Source organism: Streptomyces colwelliae (genome assembly GCF_048158785.1).
Lineage (GTDB): Bacteria > Actinomycetota > Actinomycetes > Streptomycetales > Streptomycetaceae > Streptomyces.
In genome coordinates this window covers 23,208-38,854 of sequence record NZ_JBLTJC010000063.1, presented here as the reverse complement: position 1 = coordinate 38,854, position 15,647 = coordinate 23,208, and the positions used below count along the sequence as shown (strand labels likewise).

Annotated in this window: 12 protein-coding genes and 2 pseudogenes; 9 read left to right on the top strand and 5 right to left on the bottom strand. The window is 67.6% G+C overall.

Going from position 1 to position 15,647, the window contains the following annotated elements; genetic code table 11:
- Positions 1-658 precede the first annotated feature (658 nt).
- Entirely contained in the window at positions 659-1,492 is an 834-nt protein-coding gene (locus ACNFOC_RS15895) for a PIG-L family deacetylase (protein WP_416959764.1), read from the bottom strand.
- Positions 1,493-2,279: 787 nt separating this feature from the next.
- Between ACNFOC_RS15895 and ACNFOC_RS15890 the strand changes: the two are divergent.
- The 4 genes and pseudogenes from ACNFOC_RS15890 to ACNFOC_RS15875 form a co-directional block, all read left to right on the top strand.
- Positions 2,280-2,873 (top strand): annotated as a pseudogene (locus ACNFOC_RS15890) (site-specific integrase); the annotation flags it as partial.
- A 256-nt stretch (positions 2,874-3,129) separates the two neighbouring features.
- Complete coding sequence (locus ACNFOC_RS15885; RefSeq protein ID WP_416959763.1) at positions 3,130-3,789, top strand: TetR/AcrR family transcriptional regulator; 660 nt, start codon at positions 3,130-3,132, stop codon at positions 3,787-3,789.
- A gap of 44 nt (positions 3,790-3,833) precedes the next feature.
- Positions 3,834-5,042, top strand: coding sequence for an MFS transporter (locus ACNFOC_RS15880; RefSeq protein WP_416959762.1), 1,209 nt, complete (start codon positions 3,834-3,836; stop codon positions 5,040-5,042).
- A gap of 22 nt (positions 5,043-5,064) precedes the next feature.
- Positions 5,065-6,198 carry an epoxide hydrolase family protein gene (locus tag ACNFOC_RS15875; RefSeq protein ID WP_416959761.1) on the top strand — a complete coding sequence of 378 codons (1,134 nt, stop codon included), beginning with the start codon at positions 5,065-5,067 and terminating at the stop codon, positions 6,196-6,198.
- 65 nt (positions 6,199-6,263) lie between these two features.
- Here ACNFOC_RS15875 and ACNFOC_RS15870 read toward each other — a convergent pair.
- Positions 6,264-9,096 (bottom strand): annotated as a pseudogene (locus ACNFOC_RS15870) (Tn3 family transposase).
- A gap of 193 nt (positions 9,097-9,289) precedes the next feature.
- Positions 9,290-10,159, bottom strand: coding sequence for an SDR family NAD(P)-dependent oxidoreductase (locus ACNFOC_RS15865; RefSeq protein ID WP_416959760.1), 870 nt, complete (start codon positions 10,157-10,159; stop codon positions 9,290-9,292).
- Positions 10,160-10,389: 230 nt separating this feature from the next.
- Between ACNFOC_RS15865 and ACNFOC_RS15860 the strand changes: the two genes are divergently transcribed.
- Both ACNFOC_RS15860 and ACNFOC_RS15855 read left to right on the top strand, forming a co-directional pair.
- Positions 10,390-11,205, top strand: a complete 816-nt coding sequence (locus tag ACNFOC_RS15860; RefSeq protein ID WP_416959759.1) for an SDR family NAD(P)-dependent oxidoreductase — start codon at positions 10,390-10,392, stop codon at positions 11,203-11,205.
- Positions 11,206-11,328: 123 nt separating this feature from the next.
- Positions 11,329-11,982: a TetR/AcrR family transcriptional regulator gene (locus ACNFOC_RS15855; RefSeq protein WP_416959758.1), complete on the top strand. Its 654-nt coding sequence runs from the start codon at positions 11,329-11,331 to the stop codon at positions 11,980-11,982.
- Between the two features lie 439 nt (positions 11,983-12,421).
- On the opposite strand, the gene ACNFOC_RS15850 is transcribed toward ACNFOC_RS15855, so the two are convergent.
- Positions 12,422-12,793, bottom strand: a complete 372-nt coding sequence (locus ACNFOC_RS15850; RefSeq protein WP_416959757.1) for a hypothetical protein — start codon at positions 12,791-12,793, stop codon at positions 12,422-12,424.
- Between the two features lie 156 nt (positions 12,794-12,949).
- The gene (locus ACNFOC_RS15845; RefSeq protein ID WP_416959756.1) at positions 12,950-13,258 is read right to left on the bottom strand and encodes a class I SAM-dependent methyltransferase; all 309 of its coding nucleotides are present in this window, start codon (positions 13,256-13,258) and stop codon (positions 12,950-12,952) included.
- 164 nt (positions 13,259-13,422) lie between these two features.
- Here ACNFOC_RS15845 and ACNFOC_RS15840 point away from each other — a divergent pair, with 164 nt between their 5' ends.
- From ACNFOC_RS15840 to ACNFOC_RS15830, 3 genes are all read left to right on the top strand, one after another.
- On the top strand, positions 13,423-13,710 hold the full coding sequence (locus tag ACNFOC_RS15840; RefSeq protein WP_416959755.1) for a hypothetical protein: 288 nt from the start codon (positions 13,423-13,425) through the stop codon (positions 13,708-13,710).
- The gene (locus tag ACNFOC_RS15835) at positions 13,680-13,859 is read left to right on the top strand and encodes a hypothetical protein (RefSeq protein ID WP_416959754.1); all 180 of its coding nucleotides are present in this window, start codon (positions 13,680-13,682) and stop codon (positions 13,857-13,859) included. The genes ACNFOC_RS15840 and ACNFOC_RS15835 overlap by 31 nt, the downstream gene beginning before the upstream one ends.
- Positions 13,860-13,946: 87 nt before the next feature.
- Positions 13,947-15,479, top strand: a complete 1,533-nt coding sequence (locus ACNFOC_RS15830; protein WP_416959753.1) for an NACHT domain-containing protein — start codon at positions 13,947-13,949, stop codon at positions 15,477-15,479.
- Positions 15,480-15,647: the final 168 nt, after the last annotated feature.

Here is a 15,647-nt window from a genome sequence, read left to right as displayed (position 1 = left end):
CCGGTTTCGCCGCTTTGATCTTTCCGGAGAAGGCGACGTGGTCCAGCTGGTGCAGCCAGGGCTGCGCGGCGAGGAAGGCGTCCGCGTGGTCGGCGGGGATGTTGGACAGCAGGGCGACCTCGGCGACATCGCGGAGGGACTGGACGTAGGCGACCATCCGTTCGTCGACGCGTGACCAGCTGTCGATGTCGGTGAGGCGCAGTTCCTCGATCGTGTCGGCGTCGGCGGGCCGGGACAGGTGTCGTAGTACGGCGGTCCAGTACTCGGGCGCGGACTGCCGGCCGGCGTCGTAGGGCGGGCGGCAGGATCAGTAGGCGGTGGTGAAGGCGTCGGTGGGGGTGTGGCAGCGGGCGGCCATCTTGCCCTGGGCGCCCGGGTGTTGGTCGCGCACAGCCGGATCAGCAGTACGGAGGCGTGGTTGAGGGCGACCTGATGGGCCACCGGCTGATGGTGGCGGGACCGGCGAGGGCCTGGATGCGGGCTGACGGAGTGCGGGCTGACGGAGCGGGACTCACGTGGAGAAGCCTCCGGGTGTGTGCCCCGCTCGATCGCGGCGTGCGGTCGCTGCGTTTTCTCAGGCCCGAGGGAGGCCTCCCGGCATCCAGGCCTCCCAATCCTCCCAAGCCGGTCGGGCCGACCGGCCTGGCGGTCGGGTGGATCAGCGCAGTCCGGCGAAGAGGTCGTTCTCGGGTACGGCCGCTCCGGTGGCGTCCTGCACACGGACGAAGGTCTCCACGCCCATCAACTCGCCGAACCTCTCCTTGCCCATCTTGAGGAAGAAGATGTTGTCGCCCTGACTGGCGTGCGCGGCCAGCGAGTCGAACTTCTGGCCGCTGAACGCGGTGGTGTCCACCCAGGTGGTGATCTCGTCGTCGGGGAGGCCGAGCTTGGCCATCTCGGCGAGCTCGGCGGGGTCCGGCTCCGGCATGTCAGGATTCAACTCGCGGATGATCTCGCCGAACCGCTGCATCTGCGAGCGGGGCATCGTCGTCCAGTACGCCTTCGGTGTCAGCTCGGTCATCTCCAGCGCAGCCATCGTGATGCGGTGGGCCTGGATGTGGTCGGGGTGGCCGTAGAAACCGTTCTCGTCGTAGGTGACGACCACATCGGGTCGGTAGTGCCGCATGAGTTCCGCGAGCCGGGCCGCGCCTTCCTCCACGGGGGTCTGCCAGAAGGATCCGGGGGCGTCATTGCTCGGCCAGCCCATCATCCCGGAGTCGGCATAGTCCAGCATCTCCAGATCGCTGATCTTCAGGACGTCGCAGCTCGCCTCGAGTTCTTGACGGCGCATCAGGACGACCGCCGCCGGATCGTGCCCGGGATCGCCCGGCTTGACACCACCTGGTCCATCACCGCAACCGCCGTCGGTACACGTCACGAGAACCGTACGGATGCCTTCCGCCGCGTACTGCGCGAGGACCCCGCCGGTCGTGGTGGCCTCGTCGTCGGGGTGGGCGTGCACTGCCATGAGCGTCAAGGGCCGGTCGGTCATGAAGAGTCCTCCTGCAGAAATACGTCTTGGTCCCCGTACGCGGCGGGCGCGCCGCGATCCTGGGGCCCGGATCCTGGTGGGGCGGACGATCTTGTGGTTTCCGTGTTCCCCGACCGTGCGGCGCCGAGCCCTCGGTCGGTGCAACCGCGCCGACCGGACCGGCTGTTCCCGGCGCGGCCACTTGGCTTCCAGACGTCGGCGTTTCAATGCGAACGAGGTACTGGGCGACGTGTGCAGGAGCACGCCAAAGTAGCTCATCTTCCAGGAAACACCCAGGTCAGGAAGGTGATCGCTCGTGATCACGGCTCCGGGGAGCTGCGGACTCTCCACCGCCGAGGACTTCGATCCGGTCGTCGATGACCGGACGACCGAGGAGATATGAACGTCAGTTCGAATGGCGGCCGTTTCTGCCTCGACTGGTCGCCACGAAGGGTGCCTGAACTGGGAGAACTCCCAGTTCAGGCACCCTTCGTTTGGGGCCAGGCACCCTTCGTTTGGGCCTAGAAGAAGCCCAGCTTCTTCGGCGAGTACGACACGAGGAGGTTCTTCGTCTGCTGGCGGTACACGCGCAACGCTTCGTTGACCCGCGGAAACGGTAGTTCCGAGATTCGAGGGACGGAGTTGGCCCGTGTATGGTCCGGATCTTGGGCGGGGGAGCCGACTACCGGTCTCGACTCACCTGCTGCTGCGGCCAACAGGTCCGCCGGCTGGGATCGGCAGGCAGCCGGCCCCGCTCTTCGTTCCAGCAATTGGTGACCACGTGGGCGGTGTGAAATCGGTCCGAGGCCGTCGAATGACTCCGCCGGACTCTGAGACCTCGGCCCGCTCGAAGATGGCCACCGACCGGCTGATCGCCCGCCGCAATGTCCATATCCAGGAGTTGGACCTCGCCGGGCGCCGGGCCCCGGTGAAGGCCAAGGGCGCCCGGCCGCGCACCCGGCGCCGCGGCGCGATGCGCGAGGACTTCGTGCTGGAGACCGTGTACGGGGGCGCGGGCACCGCCCGGCTGCTGCCCCGCCTGCTCAAGGGTCGTACGCGCGGGCCGGTGTTCGTCACCCACCGCAGGCCGGGCCCAGGCAAGGTCCTCGCGCCGCGCGACGTGTGCCCGGACACCGGGCTGGTCCGGCTGTCGTAGGGGCAAGCCCGCATGTTGCTGGACGAGCACACCGCCCTCGGCGGCAAAAGTGGCACGGGTCGGGATCTGCACGAGTGGCGGCATTCCGGGCTCACGCACCTCGGCGAGGCGGGGGCGAGCCTGCTGATGCTGATGGCGACGTCCCGGCACAAGAAGCCCGAGAACGTACGGAAGTGCTTCCATCCCTCCCCGGAGGCGATCGCTGAAGTCACCAGCCTGATCGCGCCGGGTGACAGCAGGCGCTGATCCGGGGCGGCCGCTGGCGGAGCTTGGATCGTGTGGTGGCTGCCGATGTGGATGTCGAGTGCGCCCAACCGGAAGTCGCAGTGCTTCCTTTGCCAGGCGGGGCCGAGGCGAGCGTGAGGGTAGCCGTCCGGACCGCAGACCATGGCGAACGGCCGGTTGTGCGTATGCCGAAGGTGCAGGTGTGATGCCGCGGCGTGGCGGCTGTGAGCATCCATTGATGTGTACATCTGTTCTTAAGGCTTGTACGTTTGTACGCATGCTGCACATCGAACCGCCGTCGGCGGAGCCTCCCGAAGGTGAAACGGCCAAGGAGGCGGTCGGCGGTGAGCGCCGGGCCTCCGGTGGATCGGGTGGTGGGCGGCGGACCCGTCGCAACGACCCCGGCCGGAAGACGCACATCCTGGACGCCACTCTCGACGTCATTGCGGATCATGGGGTGGCCGGGACGACGCATCGGCACATCGCTGCCCGCGCCGGCGTGCCGCTCGGGTCGATCACCTATCACTTCGCCAGCTTGACCGATCTCCAGACGCAGGCGTTCGCCCGGCATGTCGAGCTGCAGTCCGCGGTGTTCGAGAATTTGTTCCAGAGCGTCGAGACGCACGAGCAATTCGTGGAGGTCCTGGTCGATCTCGTCCACGGAGGTCCTGCCAGGCACCGCAGTGCGGTCCTCGGCTTTGAGCTGCACCTGGCGGCGCTCCGCAACCCCGGACTGCGAGCCCTGACGCAGGAATGGACGGCGGACAGCCGCACTGTTCTGGCCCGTTTCACCGGCCCGGACAGCGCCGCCCGCCTGGACGCCCTGCTTGAGGGAATGATCATGCACGCTCTGCTCACAACCGAGCCGGAGTCGCGCGAGAGGACGCGGGACACGATCGACCGGACTCTCGGCCCAGCCGGCCGACCGGGATCGTGACCAGAGCGTCTGCAACCCTCCCGACGGCGCCAACAGCACGAGAGGTGACGGCCGGGGCGAGGGCAACCTACGCGGTCTTCGCCGGTCTGGGGCTCGCCGGATCGACGTGGTCCTCCCGGCTCCCCCGGATCCGCACGCAGCTGCACCTCGACCCGGCATCACTGGGACTCCTGCTGCTCACCATCGCCGTCGGCGGCGTGATCGTGCTGCCCCTGTCGGGACCTGTCGTCACACGCATCGGCCCCCGCCGGGCCATCACCGCCGTGGCACTGCTCGTCAGCGCGAGCCTCGGCGTCATCGCGCTCGGATACCCCTTCTCGACGTCCCTGCTGGTGGCCGGACTGTTCCTGCTCGGCGCGGCTACGGGCTTCTGGGATGTCGCGATGACCGTGCACGCCGCGTCCGTCGAACGGCAACTCGGCCGTCCCGTCATGCCACGCTTCTTTGCCGCGTTCAGCCTCGGTACGGTCGCCGGTGCAGCGGTCGGTGTGCTGATGACCGCGCTGCGGGTCCCGGTAAGCATCCATGTGGCCGTGGTCGCAGCGGTCATCGCCGGGGCGATACCCGCTGCGACACGGCACTTCCTTCCTGAGCACGCCGCGCGCCCCATCGCAGTGCCACCGCCGGTGAAAATGTCCCGCTCGGGTCTGGGCGCGTGGCGAGAACCGCGCACCGTGGCGGTCGGGCTCGTCGCACTGGCCTTCGCGGTCGCGGAAGGGGCGGGCAGTAACTGGGTCAGCGTCTCGGTCATCGACCGTCACCACGTCACCGCCACGATCGGCACGCTGGCGTACGCCTCGTTCCTCACCGCGCTCACCGCCGGCCGCTGGCTCGGGCCGGCGGTCCTCCACCGGTTCGGACGGGTCACTGTCCTTAGGACAGCCGCCGCCGTCACCGCCACCGGCGTCGCCCTTTTCGCGCTTGGGCCGTCCACTGGACTGGCGTTCGCGGGAAGTCTGCTCTGGGGGATGGGTGCGGCGCTCGGCTTTCCGATCACCATGAGTGCCGGGGCCGACGAGCCCGCTCGTACCGCCGGCCGCGTCAGCGTCATCACCTCTATCGGATACTGCGGCTTCGTCGGCGGACCGCCCCTCATCGGATTCCTCGCAAACCGGACCACCGTCGGGCACGCCCTGCTCGTCATCGCAATCCTCATGGCCCTGTCCGCTGTGATAGCAGGTGTCACCCGCCGGTCCCCCGAAAAGCGCACGCAGAGCGGCTCCGACGCCCAGGCACGCACCGCTGTCATGTGAGAACGAAACCCTGGAGACTCCTATGACCCGCCACGCGCCCGTGATCGCCGTCCCCGAGGCCGAGCTGAACGAACTGCGCTCACGGCTGCTCAACACACGCTGGCCGACCCCCTGGCCCGCCACCGGCTGGGAGACCGGCACCGACTCCGGCGAACTACGACGCCTCGTCACTTACTGGGCCTCCGACTACGACTGGCGTACCCACGAAGCCACCATCAACGCCCTGCCGTCTCACCTCGCAGACATCGACGGAACCCCCGTCCACTACCTGCGCTTCGACGGCGAACACCCCGGCTCCCTGCCGATCGTCCTGACCAACGGGTGGCCCAGTTCCTTCCTCGAACTGACCACCCTCGCCCGCCGGCTGGCCACGCCTTCGCGGTACGGGGGTGACGCCGCCGACGCGTTCACTGTCATCGTCCCCTCGCTGCCCGGATTCGCCTTCTCACCTCAGCGGCCCTCGCTCGCGAAGCAGCCGCAGACACATGAGATCTGGCACCGGCTCATGCACGACGAACTCGGCTTCGCCCGCTACGCCGCGCACGGGGGCGACCTGGGTGCCGGCATCACCTCCCGGCTCGGCGAGGCTCACCCCGAGGCCGTGGTGGGCATCCATCTGATGGCGATCGCCAGTCCGGTCGCCTACGACGCGGCCGGTGTCACCCCAGAGGAACAGGAGTACCTCGATTCCGTCGCGGGGTGGTCCGCGGAAGAGGGCGGGTACCTGCACGAACAGAGCACCCGCCCTCTCACGCTGAGCTATGGTCTGGCCGACTCGCCGACCGGGCTGCTTGCCTGGATCGTCGAGAAGTACCGTGCGTGGAGCGATTGCGGTGGTGACCTGTCGTCCCGGTTCAGCGACGACTTCCTCCTCACGCAGGCGTCGCTCTACTGGTTCACCCACACCATCTCGACCTCCTTCCGGCCCTACTACGAATACGCCCAGCGGCTGACGAGGCGGGTGGAGCGGGTAAATGTGCCCACGGCCCTCGCCCTGTTCCCAGCCGACCTCACCCAGCCGCCCCGGAGTTGGGCCGAGCGCACGTACAACATCACGAGGTACAGCCGCATGACCCGTGGCGGACACTTCGCCGCCCACGAAGAACCCGAGCTCCTTGCGCACGACCTCACCGAGTTCTTCCGCGCACACCGGTGAACACCGAAACCCGTGAGAGTTCTTGAGCCTCAGCACCAATGCGCCGGAGCCGATCGACTTACCGGTTACCGGTCGTCGTCGGCCTCCGGATCCCGCAGGGGCCGCAGGCCACCGGGCAGATCGGGGAGCTGGAAGGAGTACCGGCCGTGCATGTTGATGTGGTGCCGTACGAACGGTGAGAGGCGGGCGACGTCCTCGTCGCGGACGTCGAACCCCTCGGCACGTAGCTGGGTGACGGCAGCGTCCATGTACCTGGTATTGAACAGCACCAGCGCGTTCAGCATCAGGCCCAGTGCGCCGATCTGGTCTTCCATGCCGTCCTGGTAGCGCTGCGATCCGCCCGTAGTGGGCGATCGCGTCGCCCAGCCGGGTGGGCCGGCCGTCCCGGGACAGCATCCGGATCACGTCGTAGGCGCGCACGGCCCCGGTGTGGATGGAGCCGACGATCCGCAGGATGTCCTCCCAGTGCCGCTCAATCCGGACCAGGTCGACCCGGCCGCGGGCCGCGTCCTGGAACGCGCCGTAGTCCGCTGCGCGGTCAATGCGCCCCATCTTCTGGTCGGGCAGGTCGGGCAGCTACGGCGCGTAGGTGAACCCCGCCAAGGTCAGGAGTCCGAAGACAATGTCGGAGTACGAGGCGGTGTCCGTAACGATCATGTCCGGGCGCTTGCCGCCGTCGCGGTCGTAGAGGACGTCCAGCACATACAGCGAGTCGCGAGGGGTGCCTGCCACTACCTTCCCGCCGAGTCCGGCCGCCTGGTCGTTGATCATGTTCAACCAGGTGGCACCGCCCCGCCGCCCGAAGTACTTCGGGTTCGGCCGGGCGTAGACCGAGGGCACCGGCACCACGAACCGCGTTCCGTCCACGGAGGCGACCAGCCCTCCGCCCCAGGCACTGGCGAGCGGGATCGCTGCCTGGGTGTCGATCAGCGTGGCGTTCGCGGCCCGGTAGGTCGCGAGGCGCAAGTAGGTCTGGTCGACGTGGGACAGCCGCCCGTACTTCAGCGCGTCGATGCCGCTGATGACGGGGGTGTAGCCGACGTTGCAGCCGTGCGCGACCAAAAGCGCCGCGATGGTGACAGGGAGGTCTTTGAGCCGGGCCTCGCCGCCGGTGATCGAGGTGAACGCCTGGTCGGCGCCGGTCCAGGAGAACACCTCCAGCAGCACCTCCGGAAGGTCGACGCGGGGCAGCATCGCGTTCACCGCCGCCCGCAGGTCGCGCAGGGAGGTCGGCTCCGGCTCCGGCTCCAGCGCGGCGAAGTGCAAGCGGCCGTCAGCGTCGAAAGAGATCTGCGCATTGTCCGGCAGACGGCCCGAGACCTCCTGGTAGGTACCGTCCAGCAGCGCGGCCCGCGCCGCCAGGTGCTCGCCCGCCCCCTCCAGCAGGCCCAGGGACGCAAGGACAGTGGGCTTGGCCTGCTCCCACGCCTCACCGGCCAGCAGCTTCGCCCGCGGGCCGCCCCACTGGGAGGAGTTCTTCGCGAAGATCTCCCGTCTGCGCAGCATGCGGTGGAACTGCTCCAGCACGCAGAACACGTACCCCTTCCAGTCCACCGTCCCCGGCTCCAGGCCCGGCGCGGCCAATACCAGACGCCGCCACGACCCGGCCAGCAACTCGGTGTCGATCTCAGCAGGTCCCACCTTCTTACGGCCCATCAGATCCGGCAGCGACTTCAACGCGGCCAGCACCGGGGCACCCTCCGGAGTCGCGCCGAGGTCCACGACTTTCACCAGGAGCCTTAGGAACGGCCGCACCGTGCCGAACCGGGTGGCCAGCATCGCCCGCCATGCCTGATCCGCATCGGAGTCCAGGGGCGGGGTCAGCTCAAACAGCGCAGCGATCGCGGCGGCCAGCTCGTTGCGCGGCACCACCGCCTCGATCTGTTCCCACATCGCTGCCGGCGTCTCCACCTTCGGGGCACTGATCTCCCCGGTGTCGGTATCAACCTGCTCGGCAGTGGTGTCGAAGACGACCTGGAACGCGGTCGTCGGCTTCGCCCCGGCCCGCTCCACCCTCGGCAGGGTCTTCATCTTCTCCTTGGCGCTCTCCCGCTCGGCCTTGGCCAGCAGCTTCGTGGCGATCAGTACCTCCAACAGGTCCAGGGCGTCATCGACCGCCCTCGTCGTCAGGTGCACCGCAGTGGCCAGCAGCGTCGCCAGGCGCCGCGCGTCGTTGTGCCGCTTGAGCAGCGTCGCCTTGCTGTCCACCCCGTGCCTCGACAACTCCGCGAGCCGGCGCGGCGGTATCCCCGACACGTCCAGCTCACCCGTACCTAGATCGGCAATCTCCTCTGCCCGGGCCAAGGACCATTTCATCTGCGGGCCCGACACCCGCACCGGCCCGCGCCGCAGGCGGTCCGGCTCCGAGACCCGCGCGCGGAAGGCACCGTCAACAGCAAATCCAGCACCGCTCGTTGGCCGGTGTTCAGCAGCCCATACAGGGTGTTCCACAGCCGCTGGTTCGCCGCCTCCCGGACATTGCCCACCAGCCGTGACAGGCGGCTCGCCCCGGGAAGGAGCGCCCTGCGCTCGCGCACCCATCCCGCCGCCGCGTCGAACAACGCCTTCGGCCCGTCCTGGATCTCCCCGGCGTGGGTGCGGGCCGTCCCGTCCGCCGTACTCCTTCAGGTATGACGGGTCTGCGATCTCCAGCTGCTCGGCCAGGTACTCGGCCACCTCCTCCGGCACCTGCCGAGGGTCCGGCAGGAACCGGCCCAAGTAGCGCACGCTCGTGAGCTGGACCGCGTACCCGAGCCGATCGTGCGCACGCCGTTTGCCCTGCACCGCCTCCCGGTCCGCGTCGTCCAGGAAGAAGTACCGCTCCAACTCCGTACGTGACGGCGCCCCGACAAACGCCCCGTACCCAACCTGCTCACCCGACAGAAACTCGACCGCCACAACCAATCTCCGAAGATCGACAAAAGCGACCTACGAAGGCTCTGACGGGCGATCACTCCAGGTCAAAGAACCAAGCAACTCCGAGAAGGCTTAGCGCACGATCTGACACGGATGTTCCTCAGCCCCCGACTACTGCAACAGCAGCGCCTGGCGGGGGTGTGGCGGACTGCGGGTGGCTGGGGAGGGAGCGCGGTCAGGCGTCTGCGGACCGTGTGACGCTCTCCCAGTCCCGCCAGGTCTTCAGGCGCCGCTCATGGGTCGGCAGGATCTGGTCGAACGTCGAGGAACCCAGGACCAGCCGGGTGGGAGGCTGTTCGGCGTCGATCACGGCCAGTACGGCGGCGACTGTGGCGCTCGGGGCAGGCAGTGTCGCCGGATCCATCGCGGTGGCTACGGCGTCGCGGATGGGCTGGTAGAGCGGGTTGGGGTTGGACCTGACCGCAGAGACGCCGGGCCCGTCGGTGCTGTAGGCGGACGGCTCGATGAGCGTCGTCCTGATCCCGAATCCCGCGACCTCTGCGGCGAGAGCCTCGGTCAGGCCCTCCAGCGCCCACTTGGATGCGCTGTAGATCCCGAGGCTGGGGAACGCGATCACCCCGCCCGAGCTGGAGACCTGCACGATGTGCCCGCCTCCCTGATGGCGCAGCAGCGGGATCGCGGCCTGGGTGGTCCACAGCGCACCGAAGAAGTTGGTCTCCATCTGAGCACGGGCCTCCGCCTCGTTGACCTCTTCAACGAACCCGAAGTGGCTGTAGCCGGCGTTGTTGACGACCACGTCGAGGCGTCCGAAGTGCGCATGAGCCTTCTGGATTGCCGCCTGGCTGGTGGATCGGTCGGTGACGTCGAGCTCGACGGGGAGCACCGCGTCACCGAACTCGGACTTCAGGGCGCTGAGCGAGTGGATGTCGCGAGCGGTCGCGGCGACGCGGTCCCCGCGCTGCAATGCGGCAGTCGCCCACGTGCGCCCGAGTCCTCGGGAGGTTCCCGTGATGTACCAGGTCTTACTCATCTGTGTGCCCTTTCGGTCGGCCTTGGTGCGGGGCGCGCCTCTGACATCGGTCACGGGCGCCTTCTCGCCGTCGCCACCCTACACAGACGGCCATGTTTGGCATAGTGAGTCATGATTGGCGCATCTGAGCCGCTGGCCATCCTCGAATCCGAGCCCACATCGGCCAAGCTGACTCAGTGTGCCAGGTCTGGCATCACGTGTAGTCTTGGTGCCGCAGGGTGCCCACGACTGATGCCGCAGGACGCACTGCCGCACCGAACTAAGGCCGACCGAAAGGGCGCATGATGAGTAAGACCTGGTACATCACGGGAACCTCCCGAGGACTCGGGCGCACGTGGGCGACTGCCGCATTGCAGCGCGGAGACCGGGTCGCAGCCACGGCGCGTGACATCGGCTCACTCGCCGAGCTCGTGGACATGTTCGGCGACGCGGTTCTGCCGATCACGCTCGATGTCACCGACAGGACCGCGAGTCGGGCGGCGCTCCAGAATGCTCATGCGCACTTCGGACGCCTCGACGTGGTCGTCAACAACGCCGGCTACGGCCACTTCGGCGCCGTCGAGGAACTCTCCGAAGTAGAGGCCCGTGCTCAGATGGAGACCAACTTCTTCGGTGCGCTCTGGACCACCCAGGCCGCGATCCCGCTGCTGCGCGGTCAAGGCGGGGGGCACATCGTGCAGGTGTCCAGTCAGGGCGGCGTGATCGCGTTTCCGACCATCGGGCTTTACCACGCTTCAAAGTGGGCGCTGGAGGGTCTGACCGAGGCTCTCGCCGCAGAGGTAGCGGGGTTCGGGATCAAGACGACGCTGATCGAGCCCGGCGGCTACGAGACCGACTGGGGCGGCTCCTCCGCGTCCCACTCGGACCCGAATCCCCTCTACCAGCCCATCCACAATGTGGTGTCCCAGGCGGCCGGCCCGAAAGGGAAGCCGCCGACAAGGGCCAGTGCCGAAGCCGTTCTGGCTGCGGTCGACGCTGACGAGCCGCCCGCCCGGCTGCTGCTCGGGTCGGCGGCCTACGACCTCGTCCTGCCGATCTACGAGCGGCGCCTACAGACCTGGCGAGATTGGGAGAGCGTCACCCGTTCCGCCGACGCCTGACATCGCCGTCCGTGCTGCCGCGCCCCACACGCCGACCCGGCGGCACGGGTCGGGTCGGATCGGGACGGGTGACGCGGCAGGGCCGGCCGAAGCTGTGTCACACCCCGCACGCTTTGACTCACTATGCCAAATACTTCTCGTTGTGATAACTTTGCGCACCGGGGTATAGTGCGGCACGTGGAACCAGCGGTAGGACTACGAGAGCGGACCCGTATTGCGGTTCGAGGTGAACTTGTCGCAGTCGCCTTGGAGCTGTTCCTCAGCCAAGGCTTCGAGGGCACCACCGTGGAACAGATCGCCACATCCGCAGGCTTGTCCCGGCGCAGCTTCCACCGCTACTTCGCAAGCAAGGACGACATCCTGGCCCAGGCGCTGCGCGCCAGTGGCGACAAGATCGCCGCCGAACTGGCCGACCGGCCCGCCGGGGAAACTCCGTGGACGGCTCTGCGACATGCCTTCGACCCACTCGTCGCCTGGATGACCACTGACGCCCAGTCGTTGGCGCTCACCCGCATCATGCTGGAGAGCTCAGCACTGCAATCCGGCCACACACAGAAGCAGGAGAGCTGGCGGGAAGTCGTCGCGGCAGCGCTCGCCCCCCGATTGACGACCCCGGACGAGTCCGCACGGCAGCTGGAGGCCGACGCGCTCAGCGGCTCGGCAATCGCCTGCCTGATGGCGGCGCTGGCCACATGGCTGGGCGACGACGGGCAACAGGCCCTTGGCCGACTCCTGAACCTGGCAATGTCCGCAGTCGCGCCCCTGGACGACCGCTAGAAGATCACTGAAAATGTTGCGGGCTCCGGCCCCGCCGGGCCGGGGGCCAGTCTTGTAGGTATACAGGGGGAAGATGCCTCCCTCAGCGACTTTCGTCCCTGTGAGAGGCACCCTTTCGTCGGTGCTTCAGAATGAGCCTCACCGGACCGCACGCACCGCGCGTTCCATGACCGTTTGCGGCAGACGGGAGAGCAGTACACCGCCGAGACCAGGCGGTCGACCCCGACCGTCCACACCGCCCCGCACTGCGGACACCCAGCCATCACGCCGGCCTTCACGGCCCCGGTCCAAGCCCTCGCCCGGCGCATCCGCCGCCAGTGCCTGGAACGGGAGGCCGCCTCACAGAACAATGCCGTCGACTTCGCCGGCGGCATCAACGGCCCACCGGACCCCTGGCACAACCGCGGCTCGGAGGTGTCATCGGTGATCACGATCAGCTTCAGCCGCAGCGCCCCGTCCCTGCCCAGTGGTGCTTTCCGTCGACCTTGATGACGATCCGGACGCGGTTGGGGAGCAGGAGCAGGAAGTCCATGCGCTCGCGGTTCAACGGCCCTCGCCCGTCCCGCCCGCGGCGCGTGCAGGGGGCGTAGCGCAGATGCACTTCTGGGATCAGTGCTGGCTGGTCCAGGCCGCCGAGCTGCCCGTAGCGGGAGCAATAGGTGATGAACAGCTTCTGGGCGGGAGGCGAGGTGGGGGGAACGGAGGCGAAGAGGCGCTTGCAGAGGGTTCGGCCCGGAGTGGTCGGATCGGTCGCGTCCACCTCATCCGCCGTGTTGGCGAAGGCGCTGGTGGTCGCCCACCCATCGAGCATGTTGCGCCAGGTCAGGCCCTGGCTGGTGGGGGGGGGGCTGGTCGTGGAAGAGCCAGTGCTCGGCGTTCTCGGTGATCTCCAGGTAGTTGCCCACCGAGTGGTCGAGCACCATTTTCGGCTTGGGGCCAGTCCCGGCGAAGATGAGGGGCTTAACGGTCAGGCGTAGGCGACGATGGCGGACACATCCACCAGGTCCAGATCGCCGTAGCGGGCACGGGCACGCTGGATCTGCGTGGGCGAGGAGTCGACGGCGTCCACCACCGCGCCGAGGTCGCGGGCGAGATGGGCGGCATGGCGGGCGGGACCGCAGCCGAGATCCAGAACCCGCCGGCCCCGCAGGTCGCCGAGGACCTCGTCGCCCGGACCGGTACCGGAAGGGCCCCAGCCGATCTGCTCCACCTCAGTGAGCGGGGTGTCGCGCTGGACGTGGTGGCCGTAGGCGGTCCAGGCGTCCGCGTTGGTCATCTCCGGGGAATTGCATCCGCTGCACGATCCCGGATCATCTGAGCTGGGGAGCTGTGACGTCAACGTGCCTCCCTTGAAAAGCGGTTGTGGCGTTCTGGTCTGGCCTCTTGCCGTGGATCTCTCATCGGATGCATGACCCGCGCACTCTCTGGAAGTGAGGGAACGTGACGACGACTACCGACCTGGGCGAGGGCTCCGCGCGCCTGGTGCTCTTGAACGGCGTGACGCTGCTGCATCCCGAAGACGCCGTGTTCGGGGCGATGTTGGAAGGCTGGGCACGCCAGCGGCGCGGCGGCCGGCGCATGCAGCCGAAGACGATCAGCGACCGGCTGAGCGTGGTTCGCCGCCTCAACGCCTTTGCCGAGGAGTACCCGTGGCACTGGTCGGCCGTCGCGTGCACGACCTGGGCATACGTCCCCGGGTGTCGCGCAGCACGGCCCTGGTCGAACTGACCGGCGAACTGCCCGTCGTCGTCAGCCGCTTGCTCGGGGTCTGCCGGACGGCTGCCGACATCCGGTGCCGCATCGCAGCAGGCCAGGACAACACGTACGCCGTCAAGATGATCCAGCGCGGTATCGAGCAGCACTCCGATCTCTCCTGAACCGCAAGGGTCGACGAGCTCAGTCACCGCATTTGCGCAGTGGGGGACAGCGCGACCTCGTCCGGTCATGATGAGGAGATGTGGGGGATGGACGTGCGGCGTAAGTCGCTTATCGCCGGGATGCTGGGACTTGCGGCCGCGCTGACCGTGATCGGCGTGGGCCTCATACTGGGCGGCCTCGACACCGCTGGCCAGATCACGGGACTGATTACAGCGGTCGCAGGGTTCCCCGCGCTCGCCTGGGGACTGTGGGTGTGGTCCCGGCACTGGACGACAGCGGACCTGGAATCCGCCCGCGAGAAGCTCGCTGACCTTGTCCAGCGGCAGTGGGAGGACGAGGAAGCCCGTCGAGGGTTGGGGCACCCACATTCGATCCCGGTCCGGTGGCAGCCCTCTGAGAGGGAGGGCATTTCTGCGCACCCCGATCTGGTCGGTACGCAGCCGACTGGATCCAGTGATCAGATCGCGATCTTGACAGAGCAGTTCCGGGACTCGCAGCGCAGGCGGTTCGTCATACTCGGCGGCGCGGGAGCCGGCAAAACCACCTTGGCCGTCCAACTTGTGCGCAGGCTGCTCGATTCCCGCCAGGCGGGTGAACCCGTGCCGGTACTTCTGACCCTGGCGGAGTGGAGTCCGACAGATACCGGCGCCCACGACCTGCGCGACTGGCTGGAGAAACAACTCATCGAGACTTACCCGGCACTGTGGAAACTTGGTCAGGAGACTCTGGGTGAACTGGTGAAGCCGCGTGGCATTCTGCCGGTACTTGACGGCCTGGACGAACTGCCTGAGACATCCCGCATCCAGGTGTTCTCTGCTCTGCAGCGGGCGATGGAACGAGACGATCAGCAGTTGATCCTGACCAGCCGTACGGACCACTACCTCCCAACCGTGCTGCAGCAAGGCCCCTTGATCGCCACAGCCGTTGTCGAACCTGCACCCCTCACGCCTGCTGAAGCTGCAGGTTACTTGCGTCACGCCTGGCACCCGCCCGGACTGCAGCGACAGCCCATCCTCGATGCCTTGGAAGCATCCGAGCCACCCACGGCACTGGCCGAGGCGGTTTCGACGCCTCTTGGCCTCTGGCTGCTCCGCGTGGCCCACAACAACCGGCAGACGAACACCTCCGTTCTGCTGGACACCGTCTCGCGGGCCGACTCCAACGCGCTGCGCAGCTATCTGTTCGATCAGTTGATCCCTGGCCTCATCAATGCGAGAGAGTTCACCAGCGGCGAGCGGCACCCCTTCCAGCCGCGTCGCCGATATGCGGCTGAGGATGTGCGACGATGGATGGAGGCCCTGGCTTTTTACGTTTCCAGGATGCCCCCAGCGAAAAGTCTCTTGATTTCCCCTGGCCTGGACGGGAGCGGTGAACCTACCCGAGACTTCCGGTGGACGCGCTTGGCCCGTACGGCCCTTCCTGGGCGATTCCTTCCTAATGCCTACGCGCTGGTCGGAATCCTCATTGGTGTAATCACGGGATCCATCGCCGGGGTTGCTGCAAATCACTGGCTGAATAGCTCTGCCTATATCCTTCTCTTCGGTATGGCCGGCGGTGCATTGGGTGGTTTCTGGGGTTATCGGCGAGGTGACGGGGTGAACACCACCTTGGTTTTTTAGGGACGAAATGCTTTCCGCGGATCCCCGGAGTCCTAGACACATCCTTCAACTCGGCCTGTGGCTGCTGTGTGGAGTAGCGGTAGGGGCAATGTGTGGAGGCTTCGACTACGGTCTGCGCCAGCTAATGGACTTCCTTGGCGAGAAATTCCCCGGCCTTCCAGGCTGGCT